Raw genomic sequence first — 14,993 nt, forward strand, 5'->3', positions numbered from 1 at the left:
CCCGCAGCGTTGAATTGTGGTCAACTGAGGGCGGGATCACAAAAAGAACTCATTTTTTGCATTTTAGTTGGGTTGCGTTGGAGGTTTGATGCGGTCATGGCGAAGGCGGGGGCTCGGTATTGCGGGCGGGAGCGCATGCGCTGTCGTGGCGATGCTTGCGGCCGAAACCACGCCGGCACGCGCCTTTGACCTGTCCTCGCTCGATGTCTTCGGTCTGTTCGGTTCCAAGGAGAAGCCGCCGCCCGTCGGGGCCGCGACGCTGCCTTACGAACTGCGTTTCGAACTGGGCGATGCTCCCGACGCCAGCGCCCTGACCCGCACCCTGCAGGACGCCTCGCTGCTCTATCGCCTGCGCCAGGATGCGCCGCCCGACGGCGAGACCCTGGCGCGCCGCGCCACCGCCGATATCGACCCGCTGCTCGACGCGCTCTGGGCGCGCGGCTATTTCAACGCCGATGTCACGATCGCGGTCGACGGCGTCGCCGTCCGCCGGGCCGGCGAGCCGCCTCCTGGTCTCGCCGCCGCCGCCGAACGCCATCGCAACCGCAGCCCGGCCCCGGTCGTGGTCACGGTCAACCCGGGGCCGGTCTTCGCCCTGCGCAAGGTCGACATCGTCCCCGGCGGCCGGCGCGATCCCACCGCGGTGATCGCCGACCCCGCCAAGGTCTCGGGGTTGAAGCCCGGCGATCCCGCGACCTCGGCCTCGCTGCGCGCGGCGCAGGCCGCACTGGTCGACTATTGGCGCGCCCGCTCGCGCCCGCTCGCCAAAGTCGTCGAGATCCGCCCGGTGGTCGACCATGCCGCCAAGATCATGGATGTCGCGCTGGTCGTCGATCCCGGTCCGGTCGCCGGGTTCGGCGAGTTCGGCATCGGCGAGACCGGCGACATCCCGGAGCCGGTGATCCGCTCCTTCATCTATCTCGAGCCGGGCGATCCCTATTCGCCCAAGGCGCTGGCCGATACGCGCAAGTCGATCGCGACGATCCCCGCGGTCGGCGCGGTGCGGATGCGCGAAGGCACCGCGCTCGACGCCCGCGGCAACCTGCCGGTCTTCGTCGAGGTCGCCGAGCGGCCGAAGCGGCTGATCGGCTTCTCCGCCCGCTATTCGACCATCGACGGGCCGGCGGTGAAGACCTATTGGGAGCACCGCAACCTGTTCGGCGGGGCCGAACGCCTGCGGCTCGAAGGAAGTATCTTCCTCGCGCCGCGCATCGACGGCACCAAGATCCAGCGCTTCGGCGACTTCCTGCCGTCGGATATCGGCGCGCGCTTCTCGGTCGGCTTCCTCAAGCCGGCGCTGGGCGGCAGCCGCAACGACCTTCTGATCGATCTCACGGGCACGCGCGAGCGAGTCGGCACCAACCGCTTCGGCGGCTACACCGCCCGCTACATCAACCTGACCGCGGGCCTGCGTCATCGCTTCAGCGACGTCTTCTCGATCCAGGCCGGGCTGGAGGCCGAGCGCGGCCAGACCAGCGACGTGCTCGGCCCGGTCGACTACACGCTGGTCGGCGTGCCGCTCTCGCTGCGCTACGATTCGACCGACAACCTGCTCGACCCGACGCGCGGCATCCGCCTGACCGCCTCGGTCGCGCCCTATGCCGCCTTTGGCGGTTCGGATGCACCCTTCGTCCAGGGCAAGGCCTCGCTTTCCGGCTATTATTCGCTCGACGAGGACGGGCGCTATGTCCTTGCCGGCCGCATCGGGCTCGGCTCGGTCTCCGGCGCCGATCTCGACGAGATCCCGGCGACTCGGCGCTTCTATGCCGGCGGCGGCGGCTCGGTGCGTGGCTATGCCTACCGCACGCTCTCGCCGCTCGGGCCGCTCAACCACCTCACCGGCGGGCGCAGCCTGTTCGAGGCCTCGGCCGAGGCGCGCATCAAGATCACCAACACCATCGGCATCGTGCCCTTCTTCGATGCCGGCATGGCTTTCGAATCGCAGATCCCGAACTTCAAGGAGCGGCTCCAGCTCGCCGCCGGCCTAGGCCTGCGCTATTATACGCCGATCGGGCCGATCCGCGTCGATGTCGCGGCTCCGCTCAACCCGCGCAAGGGCGACAAGCCGGTCGCGCTCTATATCAGCATCGGGCAGGCATTCTGATGGGCGCGCTCCGCTTCCCTCGGCTGCTGGCCGGCTTCGCCGCTCTCGCCATCGCAGCTGCCGTGCTTTTCACCGGCCTCGGCGGCCTCGCCCAGAACGCCGGCGAGCGCGGCGTGCTCGCCGATCTGATCTCGAAGGCGCTCTCGACCGATGGCAGCCAGGTCTCGATCGGCGCGGTCGACGGCGCGCTCTCCTCCGACGCGACGATCCGCGACATCGTCATCTCCGATCGCGACGGCCCCTGGCTCCGGCTCGACCGGGCGCGGCTGATCTGGACGCGCAGCGCGTTGCTGCTGCGCCGGCTCGAGGTCAACCGGCTCGAGATCGGCAAGCTCGAGATCCTGCGCAGGCCGTTGCCGAACCCGGCCGCCGCGGCGGCGCAGGCAAACGACGCACCGCTCCTGCCCGAACTGCCGCTCAAGGTGATCATCGAGGCCTTCCAACTCGGCGAGCTCGTGCTCGGCCCGACCGTCATCGGCGCACCGGCGCGGCTTTCGGCCACGGGCGCGGCCCGGCTCGGCCCGCCCAATGAGGGGCTCGACCTGCGCCTTGCCGGCCGCCGCCTCGACATGGCCGGCAGCCTCGACGTCAATGCCCGTTTCGTGCCGCAGACGACGCAGCTCCAGCTCGCGCTGAAGCTGGACGAGCCGCAGGGCGGCCTGCTCGCGACCATCGCCGATCTGCCGGATCGCCCGCCGGTCAAGCTCGACCTGACCGGCGACGGCCCGCTCGACCGCTTCAAGGCGAAGCTCGCCTTCAGCGCCGGCCCGACCATCGGTGCCGACGGCACCGCCGACCTCTCGCGCCGCGGCGCCGGGCGCCGGCTGCTGCTCGCCCTCGACTCGCGTGTCGCCGGCCTGATGCCGCCGCCGATCGCCCCGGTCTTCGCGGGCTCGACCCGGCTCGACGGCGCGGTCGGCTTCGCCGATGACGGCGCGATCGCGGTCGAGGAGCTGGCGCTGGTCTCGGCCCTGGCGCGGCTCGACGTGAAGGGGCTCTACGGCGCCGACAAGAACCTCGATTTCACGGTGACGGCGGCGGCGCGGCCCAATGCCAACGGGCGCACCGTCGCCTCCGGCGCCGAGATCGGCAAGCTCGCCTTCGATGCGAGGATCCAGGGTCCGGCCGCCGGCCCGCGCGTCGATGCGAAGCTGGAGGCCGAAAACGCCTCGGTCCCCGCCGGCCGGTTCGGCAAGCTTGGCCTGACCTTCACCGCGACGCCGAACGGCCCGCTCGGCAATCCGGCGACCCGCACCGTGCTGGTCTCCGACGGCGAGGCTTCGGGGATCGCGCTCGCCGATGAGGGGCTGGCGCGCTTCATCGGCGAGCGTGTGCGCTTCACTTTGCGCGGCGCGGCCAGCGAGGGCGGCGGCGGCGAGTTCGAGACGCTGAAGCTCGCCTTCGGCGGGGCGGAGCTCGACTATGTCGGCCAGCTCGGCCCGAAGCGCATCCTCGGCAAGGCCGAGGCGCGGCTGCCCGATCTTTCCCGCCTGAGCCGGCTCGCCGGCCGCGAGCTCAAGGGCGCGGCGACGCTCGCCGCCGCCATCGACGCCGAGCCGCACCGCAAGAGCTATGCAGTCAAGCTCGACGGCTCGGCCGAGGCGCTCGGCCTCGACCAGGAGGCGCTCGACCGGCTCCTCGCCGGCAAGCTGACGCTCGGCGGCGAGATCCGGGTACCCGGCAGCGGCGGGCTCGTCGTCAACGGCCTGCGCATCGCCGGCACGCATGTCACCGCCACCGCCGATGGCGCGCTCGGGGCGCAGGGCTCGGATCTGCGCGCCAACATCGCCATTCCCGACCTGCGCCGCGCCGATCCCAGGCTGTCGGGGCAGGGCGCTTTCGACGCCACCCTGTCCGGCCCGCTCGACAAGCTCGACGCGACGCTTCGCGCCGGGATCAGCAATGCGACGGCGCTCGGCCGGCCGGTGCCGCGCCTCGCCATCGACGCGACGCTGCGCGACCTGCAGGGCGCGCTGACCGGCGAGGCCAGGCTCTCGGGCGAGGTCGAAGGCAAGCCGGCCAATGGCACGCTGCGCTTCGCCAGGCGCGAGCCCGGCGGCTGGAGCCTGCCGCAGCTCGATATCGGCATCGGCTCGGTCGCGCTCAATGGCGCGCTCGACCTCGACGCCGCCAACCTCGCGGAGGGCAATCTCAAGCTCGTCGCCCGCAATCTCGACGATCTCTCGGCCCTGGCGCTGGCGAAGCTCGGAGGCCGCCTCGATGCCGATCTGCGCCTGGCGCGGCCGAATGGCGGCCAGAACATCGACCTGACGGCCAATGCCCAGCGGCTCTCCGCGCCGAACCTGACGATCGACAAGCTCGACGCGACGCTCGCCATCGTCGACGCCCTGCGCAAGCCGCTGATCGACGGCAACGTCCAGATCGACCGCGCGGTGATCGCCGGCGAACCGATCAGCGCGATCCGCCTGGTCTCGAAGGGCGCCGCGCAAGCCAGCGACATCAGCCTCGATGCGACCGCGCGGGGCTTTGCGCTCGCGGCGAAGGGCAGGCTCTCGGTCAGCGAGCCGCTGCGCTTCGATCTCGCCAGCTTCGAGGCGACGCGGAACGGGCGCAAGATCGCGCTGTCGCGGCCGGCGAGCTTCACGGCGATCGAGGGCGGCGTCGCCATCCGCGATCTCGCCATCGCCGTCGACGGCGGCCGAATCGCGCTCGACGGCGAGGCTGGGAGCCGGCTCGACCTGCGCTTCCAGGCGCAGAACGTGCCGCTCTCGGCGGCGAAGCTCGCGGTGCCCTCGCTCGACATCGCCGGCACGCTCGACGCCGAGGCGACCATCAAGGGAACCCCGGAAGCCCCGACCGGCCCCTGGCGGCTGAAGATCGCGCGGCTCGTCGCGCCGCAGACCCGCCAGGCCGGCCTGCCGCCGATCGAGATCGCCGGGCAGGGCGTCCTGAACGGCCGCCAGACCAGCGTCGATGCCAGCCTCAATGCCGGGCGCTTCGTCGCGCTGACGGTGAAGGGCACGGCGCCGCTCGGCGGCGCCGGCGCGCTCGACCTCGCCGTGCAGGGCCGTGTCGACGCGGCGCTCGCCAACACCCAGCTCGCCGCCGACGGCCGGCGCCTGACCGGGCAGGTCGCGATCGACATGCGGGCCGGCGGCACGTTGGCGGCGCCGCGGCTCTCGGGTGGCGCGACGCTCTCCGGCGGCAACTTCAGCGACGCACTCCAGGGCGTGAGGTTGACCGGGCTCGAGGCGCGCCTCGTCGCCAACGGCCCCGAGCTTTCGATCGAGCGCTTCTCTGCCCAGACGCCGGGCGGCGGCACGCTCTCGGCGCGCGGCAATGTCCGGCTCGATCCGGCGGCCGGGTTCCCGGGGACGATCCGCATCGAGGGCCAGCGCGCGCAGCTCGTCGCCAACGGCCTGGTCACGGCGGTGGCCGATCTCGCGCTCGACCTGTCCGGGCCGCTGACGCAGCGGCCGCGCGTCGCCGGGCGAATCGGCGTGGTCCGGATCGAGGTGACGGTACCGGACCGACTGCCCTCGAGCCTGCGGCCGGTGGACGGCATCCGCCACGTCAACGCCAAGGGCCAGGCGGCGGCGCGCCTCGAAGCCCAGCGCAAGGCGCGCGCCGCCGCCAGCCGCAAGGGCGCCCGTGCCCCGGCCTTCGATGTCGCGCTCGACATCACCGTCTCGGCACCGGGACGCGTCTTCATCCGCGGCCGCGGCATCGACGCCGAGCTCGGCGGCGAGCTGCGCGTCGGCGGCACTTCGGCGAATCCCGTGCTGAACGGCGGCTTCGATCTGCGTCGCGGCCGCCTGAGCGTGCTGAGCCAGCGCCTCGACTTCAGCCGCGGCCGCCTGACCTTCGCAGGGGGCATCGTGCCGGAGCTCGATTTCGTCGCCGAGACGCGCGCCGCCGAGGTCACCGCTCGCATCATCGTCAGCGGCCCGGCCTCGGCGCCGGAATTCGCCTTCACCTCCTCGCCCGAGCTGCCGCCCGACGAGGTGCTCTCGCGCCTGCTCTTCGCCCGCGCCTCGGGCTCGCTCTCGCCCTTCCAGGCGCTGCAGCTCGCCCAGACGGCGGCGCAGTTCTCCGGCGCCGGCGGCGATGACGTGTTCGAGAGGCTGCGGCGCCAGCTCGGCGTCGACAATCTCGACGTCCAGGTCGGCCCCGACGGACCGACGGTCGGCGTTTCGCGCGCGCTCTCCGACAATGTCACGCTCGGCGTGAAGGCCGGGACCAAGCCCGAGGACAGCGGCGTCTCGATCGGCATCGACGTGACGCGGCGGCTGAAGCTGCAGGCCGAAACCAATGCCGACGGCAGCGCCGCCGTCGGTGTCGGGGCCGAGTGGGAATACTGAGTCGGCGCCGCGGCGGGGAATCAGCGGACGGCCGACGCCGGAGATTCGCCCCGTCAGGCGGCTGGAGGCGGCGGCCGCGGAGGCTGTTGCGGGGGCGATCCGGGCCGCGCTGGTTAACAGCTCGCTAAGTTCCGCGCTCAAAGCGTGGCCGGCATGCAACACCGGGGGGCAAAGCGCCCGCCCCGCACCGGCCCGGCCGTGATGACGGTTGATCGCGAGGCGGGCATTCGTAATGGTGAGTTTGCGGCGGGACGTTCCCGGTCGCTGTTTTTCACCTTCACCTCTGAGTGGTTCAGGGATGCGGGTGAAAGACCGGGATAGGCGGGTTCGCCGGTTTGGTCTCCTGGGGCCGTCCGGATCGCGAATGCGCCGAAGCCCGAGGGTCTCGAAACTCTTTTGGAGGTTATCAAATGAAGCTCGTTAAGAGCCTCCTCCTCGGTTCTGCCGCCGGTATCGCCGCGGTTGCCGGGGCTCAGGCCGCCGACCTTCCCTCGCGGAAGGCCGCTCCGGTCGAATACGTCCGCGTCTGCTCCGCCTATGGCGCAGGCTTCTTCTACATCCCCGGCACCGACACCTGCCTCCGCGTTGGTGGCCGTGTCCGCGCTGAGTACGCCATCGGTTCGCGCTATGGCGATATCAACGATGCCTACGGCAGCCGCGCTCGTGGCCGTTTGAACGTCGACGCCCGCACCGCGACCGCTTTCGGCACGCTGCGCGCCTTCTTCCGCTACGAGCTGACCAACAGCACGGGCCTCTACAACGGCACGCTCGGCGGCAACCAGGGCATCGTCGTCCCCGGCAACGCTCGCACGACCGCTCCGTCGGTCTCGTCGTCGGCCAACGTCGACCTGGCCTTCATCCAGTTCGGCCCGATCACCGCTGGTCGCGCGCAGTCGTTCTTCGACTTCTATGCGAACGACTTCGGCTTCTCGACGCTGCGTACGGCTGATAGCCGTCTGAACCTGTTGGCCTACACCGCCACCTTCGGTTCGGGCTTCTCGGCCACCCTCTCGCTCGAAGATCGTGTCTCCGGCACGGGTTCGCGCGAAGCGGCTCTCATCAGCCCCGGTGCTCTCTCCAGCTATCTCGGCCAGGACTATCCGGACGTCGTCGCTTCGCTGCGCGTCGACCAGGGCTGGGGCTCGGCTCAGTTGTCGGGCGCTCTTACCCAGCGCGGCATCAACAACGCTGCTCTCGGCGTTGCCAATCGTGACGAGAACGGCTGGGCGATTCAGGGTGGCGTGAAGATCAACCTGCCGATGCTTGCGGCTGGTGACGTCCTGTTCCTGCAGGCTGCCTACGCCGACGGCGCTCTCGGCTATCTCGGCTGGAGCGGCAACTTCGGTTCGGGCCGCATCGCCTCCGCGACCACTCCGCTGGCGGTTGGTGACTTCGGCGTGAACGGCATCGGCGGCACGGACTCCTCGACCGGTTGGTCGATCGTTGCCGGTCTGCGTCACTTCTGGACCCCGACCCTGCGTTCGGAGCTCTATGGTTCGTACTCCGAGCTGAAGCTCGGCTACGTGCTCGCCAACCAGGCTAACGGTCTCGGCTTCGTCGCCGCGCCGCTGGATCCGAAGGAGCTCATCGTTGCTGGTAACCTGATCTGGTCGCCGGTTTCGGGTCTCGATATCGGTGTCGAAGTGCTCTACACCCGCACCGATCTGCGTCAGCCGGTTCTGGCCGCGAACAACGGCGGCACGCGCCTCGCGGTTGGCGCTGGCGGCTCGCTCGTCTCCGCCGACGACGCCTGGGCTGGTCGCTTCCGCATCCAGCGCGACTTCTGATCGATCTTCCGATCGTGACGATGGAAGCCCCGGGGAAACCCGGGGCTTCTTTTCGTTTTGGCCGGACGCGGCCGGATCCCGCGTTCCGTCGTCCGCTGCCGGTGGCCGGCAGGCGGCCGGATTTTTGCGCCCCGGCGGGTATTGGGCGATTTCAGTCGATCGAGGGGCGTGCTTGCTTGACTTGGCCAGGGGATAGGGCCTGATTCCGCAGGTGCCGGGAAACCAGAATCGGTTCGAATCGGTGGCAGGGGCGGAGATCGGGGCATGGCGCAGCAGGCCGGTTGGCTTTGGGGGCTCGTTCCGCTGGCGGTGCTGTGGGCTTCCGCCAATCTGATCCAGAGCGAGGCGGTCCGCCGCGATGTCGAGGGGCGGGCGCTTGCCGCCGGCGCCCTGGCCGAGACGGCCCCGGGCACGCGCGCCATCTCGGTCAAGGTCGACGGGCGCGACGTCTATCTCGACGGCGAGGCGACGAGCGCCGACGGTGCGGCCAAGGCGCTGGCGCAGCTGCGTTCCGAATTCGGTATCCGGCGCGTGCTCGGCGGCCTGACCCAGGTCGTCGCGCAGAAGCCGTATAGCTGGTCGGCCAGCCGCGACGCCGGCCGGGTGACGCTTGCCGGCCATGTGCCCGACGAGGCGACCGCGAAAGCCAATCTCGCCGCGGCCCGCGCCCTTGCGCCCGGGCTGCGGGTCGAGGATCAGCAGAAGATCGCCTTCGGCGCCCCCGCCGGCTTCGCGGCCTTGACCGGCGCGATGATGGGCGATCTCGGCCGGCTCTCGGCCGGCAAGGTCGCGCTCGACGACACGCGCTTCTGCGTCGAGGGCACGGCGGCCTCGCCGGAAGCCTATCTGGCGCTGCGCGCCGGAGCGGCCGCCGCAGCCCCGGCCGGCTTCGCGCGTGTCGACTGCACGCTCAATCCACCGACCGTCACGCCCTATGCCTGGAGCGCCGAGAAGAATGCGGCCGGCGCCGTGACGGTCTCCGGCTTCTATCCGTCGGAGGCGGCAAGGCAGGAGCTTGCCGCCTTGCTCGCCCGTGCCTTCCCGGCCCCGGGTGCCGTCACCGACCGGACGCTGCCGGCGCTCGGCGAGCCGCCGGCCTTCCTGGTGCGGGTCGGCCGCGCCGTTTCGGAGCTGGCGCGCCTGCGCAGCGGCAAGGTCGAGCTCGACGGCGCCAGCTATCGGATCAGCGGCCAGGGCCCCCAGGATTTCGCCGCCTGTGAAGCCTTGCGGCTCAACGTCGCCCAGGCGGACGGCCCCGATTCGGTCGCGCTGGCGGCGATCGCCTGCCCCCCGCCGCCGCCACCGCCCCCGGCGATGCCGCCCTTGCCGGAGGCTCCGCCACTCAATCTGACGATGGCGCCGCCCCAGGCGCCCACGCCCCCGCCGGCGCCCGCAGCGCCGCCCCAGGTGGCCACGCCCATGCCTGCAACGCCGGTCACGCCGGTCACCCCAGCGGTCGTGATCGTGCCGCCGAGCCTGCCGCAGCCGCTTCCGCCGCCGCGCCCGCTGCAATGGCGCGCCGAGAAGTCCGCCGCCGGCATCGTCCTGTCCGGCTTCGCGCCGGATGCCGCTGCCAGGGAGACGGCGGCGCAGTTGGCCCGAAAGGCGCTTGGCGGCGGCGAACTGACCGACAAGGTCGGCATCGAGGGCAATCTGCGCGGCGTGCCCGATTATGCCGCCGCGACAGAGTTCGCGCTCGGGCTGCTGGCCCGGCTCGAGCGGGGCAGCGTCAGCCTCGCCGGCAGCAATCTCGCGATTGCCGGCAGCGCCGCCGATCTGGCGGGCTGGACGGCACTTGAAGAGGCCCTGAAGGCGCGGCCCCTGCCGGCCGGGCTCGCCTTGGCCGGCATGCCGACGATCACGCTGAGCCGCTATGGCTTCTCGGCCGCGGTCGACAAGACCGGCGGCACGCTTTCGGGCTACCTGCCCGATGCCGGCTCGAAGCAGGCGATCGCCGCGCTGATCGAAGCCTCGCCGCTGCGTGGCAAGATCCGCGACGAGACGACGATCGTGCCGGCCGCTCCGACCGGGTTCGGCGTCGCCGCCCGCAGCGCCATCCAGGACCTGCTGCGGCTCGATCTCGGCTCGGTCGACCTCGTCGACCACAGCGTCAGCGTCCAGGGCCTGACCTGCCGCGAGCTGATCCGCAGCGAGATCGAGACCAATGCCGCGAGCGGGTTGCCGGAAGGCTTCACCGGCAAGGCCGAGGTCGGGATGCGCCAGACCGGCTGCGTCATCGACCCGCCCAGCACCTGCCAGAACGATCTCGATGCGCTGACGCAGCGCTATTATGTCATGTTCGGGCAAGGCACGGCGGTGGTGACGCTCGACCCCGTCACCGAGCGGGCCATGACCGAGGCCGCGGCCATCCTGAAGCATTGCCCGGCCTCGCGCGTCACCGTCGAGGGCCACGCCAATCTCGATGGCGAGCGCGCCGGCTTCAATAATCTCGACCTGTCGCGGCGGCGCGCCTTGCGCGTCCGCGAAGAACTCGTCGGGCGCGGGCTCGACCCCGACCAGCTCGAGATCAAGGGCTATGGCGTCGACCGGCCGCTCGTCGCCCATGGCGACCCGGACGCGAAGGTCAAGAACCGCCGCGTCCAGTTCACCGTCGCGAAATAGGGGCGCAAGCCATGCTGTATCTCGCGTTCCATTTCGTCTGGTTCCTGGTCGCCGCCTTCGCCATCGGCCTGGTTTTCGGCTGGCTGACCTGTCGTGGCGGCCTGCGCGGCCTTCTGTCGGGGCCCTCGCTCGTGGCGCTCCTGCTCTGGGCCGGCGCTGCGGCGCTGGTCTGGTTCCGCCTGCTCAACGACCAGCCCGCCTTGTGGGTCGAGACCGGCCTGCTCCATGTCGCGGCTTACGCCGCCGGCTGCCTGGTCGCCTGCCTGCTGAAGGGCTCCGCCGTGGCGGGGGCGGAGCCGGCGCTCGCCTTGCCGGCGCCGCGTCTGGCGCTGCCCGGCCCGGTTCCGGCCTCCGCGGCTTCCCCGGCGGGAGCGGCCACGGCCCTGGCGGACGACCCAGCGCCCATGCCCAGGCTCGACGGCGAGGATGAGATCCAGGGCAGGCGCCCGGCCGGTTTCGTCGCCGCCCATGGCGGGGTCGCCGACGACCTCAAGCTGGTCAAGGGTATCGGCAAGCAGAACGAGGGCCGGCTGCACGGGCTCGGCATCTGGCATTTTGCCCAGATCGCGGCTTGGACGCCCGAGAACGTCGAATGGGTCGGCGGCTATCTCGCCTTTCCGGGCCGGATCGAGCGCGAGGACTGGGTCGGCCAGGCGAAGTTGCTGGCGAGCGGCGCCGAGACCGAGTTTGCCAGGCGTGCCTGGGCCGGGCTGGTCGAATCCTCGCAGGATGACGGCTCGAAGGGCCAGGGCAACCTTGCCGCCGTCACGGAGGCGGCAGTCGAAGGCACCGCTCCGGTCGAAAGGGCCGGCAAGGCCGGGCGCGTGCCGAAGCCGGCTTGAGGCTGGAGCCCGTTCCCATCAGCCTGCACCGCAAGCTGATGGGTAAATCCGTCTCTAGGCCGCGCGCTTCTCCGCCCGGGCGATCAGCTTGCCGATGCGCCTCGTCATGTCGCGGCTGCCGAGCAGCGGGGCGTGGCCCTGGCCCGGCGCCGTGAAGATTTCGCAATGCGGGTGGCGCTGGCCCATCTCGGTCAGCGTCTGTTCGGCCAGCAGGTCGGAGTTTTCGCCGCGGATCGCCAGCACCGGGACGTTGTTGAGCGCGGCGAAATAGGGCCAGAGCACCGGCAGCGGCGCCTCGAGATCGAGCTCCTCCAGCGTCTTGAGCAGCCTCGGATCGTAATCGGGGGCGAGGGCGCCATTGCGCTGCGTCCAGGTGCGGCGCGCCATGATCTCCCATTCGGCGTCGCCGAAGAGCGGGAATTGCTGGTCCGAAAGCCGCTTCAGGATCTCGGCGCCCTCGGCGAAGCTGCGCGGCGTCGGCAGCTTGCCGACATAGCCGCGGATGCGCAGCAGGCCGCGTGCGTCGATCACCGGGCCGACATCGTTGAACACGACGCCCCGGATGACGCTGGGCCGCGCCACCGCCAGCGCCATGGTCAGGAGCCCGCCGCGCGAGGTCCCGACGAAAGCCGCCTCTTCGATGCCGGTGGCTGCGAGGACCTGCATGACATCGTCGAGCTCGACGCGGATGTCGTAATTGCGCCAGTCGCGGTCGTATTCCGAGCGGCCGCGGCCGCGATAATCGAGCGCCAGTACGCGCCGGGGCTGGGCCGGGTCGCCGGCCAGCGCCATTGCCAGCTCGTGGAAATCGGCGGCGGTGCGGGCGAGGCCGGGCAGGCAGACGACAGGCAAGGCGCGCGCCGCGAGCGGGCCATAGTCGCGCACATGCAGCTTCAGTCCGTCGCGGGCGCTGAGGAAGAGCGGGCGGAATCCGGTGTCGGCGTCCATGCTTGGTCCTGTGGCTTGGTCGACAAGGCTTTTCGCATGCCGTTGCCGCCCGAGCCAAGGCGCTTGCGTCATTGCGAGGAGCGAAGCGACGAAGCAATCCAGAACCGTCGCGCGAGCCCTCCTGGATTGCTTCGCTTCGCTCGCAAAGACGGCGGGAGGCCGCGCGCCGTCACTCCCGCCTGCCGCCGCGCTTCAGGTCGTAGTCGATCAGATAGGCGGTGCGCTGGTTCAGCCGCTGGCGGTAGACCTGCAGGTTCTCCATCACGCGCTGGACGTAGTTGCGCGTCTCGGTGAACGGGATGCGCTCGACCCAGTCGACGGCGTCGATCTCGGGCTGGCGCGGATCGCCATAGGCGGCGATCCATTTCTTCACATTGCCCGAGCCGGCATTATAGGCGGCGAAGGTCAGGACATAGGCGCCGCGCCAGTCGCCGAGCAGGTCGTTGAGATGGGCCGCTCCCATCTGTGCCGAATAGAGCGCGTCCGTGGTCAGCCGCTCGAGCTCGAAGGGCATGTTCGCCCGCTTTGCCGTCTCGCGCGCCGTCGCCGGCATCATCTGCATCAGGCCGCGCGCGCCGGCATGCGAGACGGCGGCCGGGTCGAAGGCGCTTTCCTGCCGGGCGATGGCGTGGACGATGGCGCGCTCCATCGGATCGCCCAGCACCGGGAATTCAGGGACGCCGAAGGTCGGGAAGGCGGCCTCGTCGAGCGGGAAGCCGCGCTGCAGCGCGGTCTTGCCGATGGCGAGCAGGGTCTTCACGTCGCGCCGTTCCCGGGCGATGTCGGCGATCGCCTCGAGCGAGCCGGCATCGTGCATGCGCTGCGCCAGATCGACCAGCATCGTCCCGGCAAGGTCGGACGCGTCGATGGCATAGAGCAGCCGCGCCGCCTTGAAGCCCGGCAGATGCGCGATCGGCGCCGCCATGGTGCGCCTGACCGGCAGCTCGGTCAGGCCGAGCTTCGCCCTGGCGAGCTGGCCGTAATAGGCGACCGAATGCTCGGCGGCACGGGTGTAATGCGCCTTGGCCTCGTCGGCCTTGCCTTGCTCCTCGCTGGCCCGGCCCTGCCAGTAGGCGGCGCGTGCCACCGAGATCGGCGTCTCGGCCAGCTTGGCGGCCTCGGCGAAATGGCGGCCTGCCCGCGCGGCGTCCTTCTCGAAGCGTAGCGCGATCCAGCCGGCATGCCATTCGGCGTCGATGCGCTCGGCCGCGTCCTCGGCGCCATGGCCGGCAACGATCGCATAGGCGCCCTTGGCGTCGCCCTCGTCGAGCAGCTTGCGCGCGATCAGCCGGCGCTCGGTCCACCAGCCATCGCCGTCGCCGAGCAGGGCCGGATCGCGCGGCACCTCGGCCAGGGCCTTCACCGCATCCGCGGTCTTGCCGGAGCGGCGGGCCTGTTGCGCCTGCAGGAAGGCGAAGGAGATGTCCTTCTTCATCGCCGCCGGCACGGCGTCGATCTGCTTTTGGGGAATCGGCCCCTTGGCCTTGGCGCTGGCGAGCCGGACCTTGGCCAGCGCGACATAGTCGGGCGAGACGCGCGCCGCATTGCGCAGCGCCGCCTCGCCATTGCCGGCGAAGAGGTAGCGCTCGGTGCGCAGGCGATGATCGGCGGTGGTGAGCTTCTCGCCGAAGCCGTCGAGCACGATCTTCTCGAGCCCGGCGCCGAGATGGTCCTTGAGCCAGGTCCGGCGGGCGAGCGCCAGCGCCTCTTCCTGGCGGCCCTCCGCGGCGAGCGCCCGGGCCAGCGCGACGCGCCCGGCCGGGCTGACCGGCTCGCGGCCATGGAAGAAGGCGCGCACGGTCTCGGTATTGCGCCGATCCGTGATCAGCGCCGCTTCGGCCCGCCGCCGGAAGGGCAGGGTGCCGGGATAGTTCGGGAAGGCGTCGAGGAAATCGGCGATGCGCTCGAAGCTGACGGCGCCGGCCCGGGTGCGGATCGCCACCCATTCCAGCAGGCCGCGCGCCGCCTGGTCGTCGATGCCGCGGGCGATGGCATCGCCTTCCGCCAACTGGTCCTTGCGGTAGGCCGCGACCGCTTTCCTGAGCGCGTCGAGATCGATGCGCTCCTGCGGCCGGGCGATCTCGGCCGGCGGCACGGGCGGAGCGGCCGGCTCGGCCGGCGGAGCGAGCGAAGCGGTCGTGCCGACATCGACGCTCGCCAGGCGTTCGCCCTGCATCGGGTGCGAGCCGTCAGGGCCGGCCGAGCAGGGCCCGGCAGTCACCAGAATGAGCGTCAGGCCAGCTCCGAAGAACCGTCGGCCCGGCGATAACACCATCAGGGATCCCCCCTAGCGCGCTTTCCGTTCGACCGGGACGGTAAAACGGAACGCGCGCAGCGCTATTTCAGGTGGAGCATGTTCCGATCGCAA

General features: G+C 71.0%; 7 protein-coding genes. 5 read left to right on the top strand and 2 right to left on the bottom strand.

What is annotated here, in order from left to right:
• Positions 1 to 151 precede the first annotated feature (151 nt).
• From V6M56_RS15855 to V6M56_RS15875, 5 genes are all read left to right on the top strand, one after another.
• Entirely contained in the window at positions 152 to 2,104 is a 1,953-nt protein-coding gene (locus tag V6M56_RS15855) for an autotransporter assembly complex protein TamA (RefSeq protein WP_332685193.1), read from the top strand.
• Positions 2,104 to 6,426 (top strand): translocation/assembly module TamB domain-containing protein, encoded by a 4,323-nt coding sequence (locus tag V6M56_RS15860; RefSeq protein ID WP_332685115.1) that lies wholly within the window; start codon positions 2,104 to 2,106, stop codon positions 6,424 to 6,426. Before V6M56_RS15855 ends, V6M56_RS15860 begins: the two co-directional genes overlap by 1 nt.
• A gap of 410 nt (positions 6,427 to 6,836) precedes the next feature.
• Positions 6,837 to 8,213 carry a porin gene (locus tag V6M56_RS15865; protein WP_332685116.1) on the top strand — a complete coding sequence of 459 codons (1,377 nt, stop codon included), beginning with the start codon at positions 6,837 to 6,839 and terminating at the stop codon, positions 8,211 to 8,213.
• Positions 8,214 to 8,477: 264 nt separating this feature from the next.
• Positions 8,478 to 10,835, top strand: coding sequence for an OmpA family protein (locus V6M56_RS15870; RefSeq protein ID WP_332685117.1), 2,358 nt, complete (start codon positions 8,478 to 8,480; stop codon positions 10,833 to 10,835).
• Between the two features lie 11 nt (positions 10,836 to 10,846).
• Positions 10,847 to 11,677 carry a hypothetical protein gene (locus V6M56_RS15875; protein WP_332685118.1) on the top strand — a complete coding sequence of 277 codons (831 nt, stop codon included), beginning with the start codon at positions 10,847 to 10,849 and terminating at the stop codon, positions 11,675 to 11,677.
• Positions 11,678 to 11,731: 54 nt separating this feature from the next.
• On the opposite strand, the gene V6M56_RS15880 is transcribed toward V6M56_RS15875, so the two are convergent.
• Both V6M56_RS15880 and V6M56_RS15885 read right to left on the bottom strand, forming a co-directional pair.
• On the bottom strand, positions 11,732 to 12,625 hold the full coding sequence (locus V6M56_RS15880; RefSeq protein ID WP_332685119.1) for an alpha/beta fold hydrolase: 894 nt from the start codon (positions 12,623 to 12,625) through the stop codon (positions 11,732 to 11,734).
• A gap of 169 nt (positions 12,626 to 12,794) precedes the next feature.
• The gene (locus tag V6M56_RS15885) at positions 12,795 to 14,801 is read right to left on the bottom strand and encodes a lytic transglycosylase domain-containing protein (RefSeq protein ID WP_332685120.1); all 2,007 of its coding nucleotides are present in this window, start codon (positions 14,799 to 14,801) and stop codon (positions 12,795 to 12,797) included.
• Positions 14,802 to 14,993 lie beyond the last annotated feature (192 nt).

Source organism: Allobosea sp. (genome assembly GCF_036675845.1).
GTDB lineage: Bacteria > Pseudomonadota > Alphaproteobacteria > Rhizobiales > Beijerinckiaceae > Allobosea.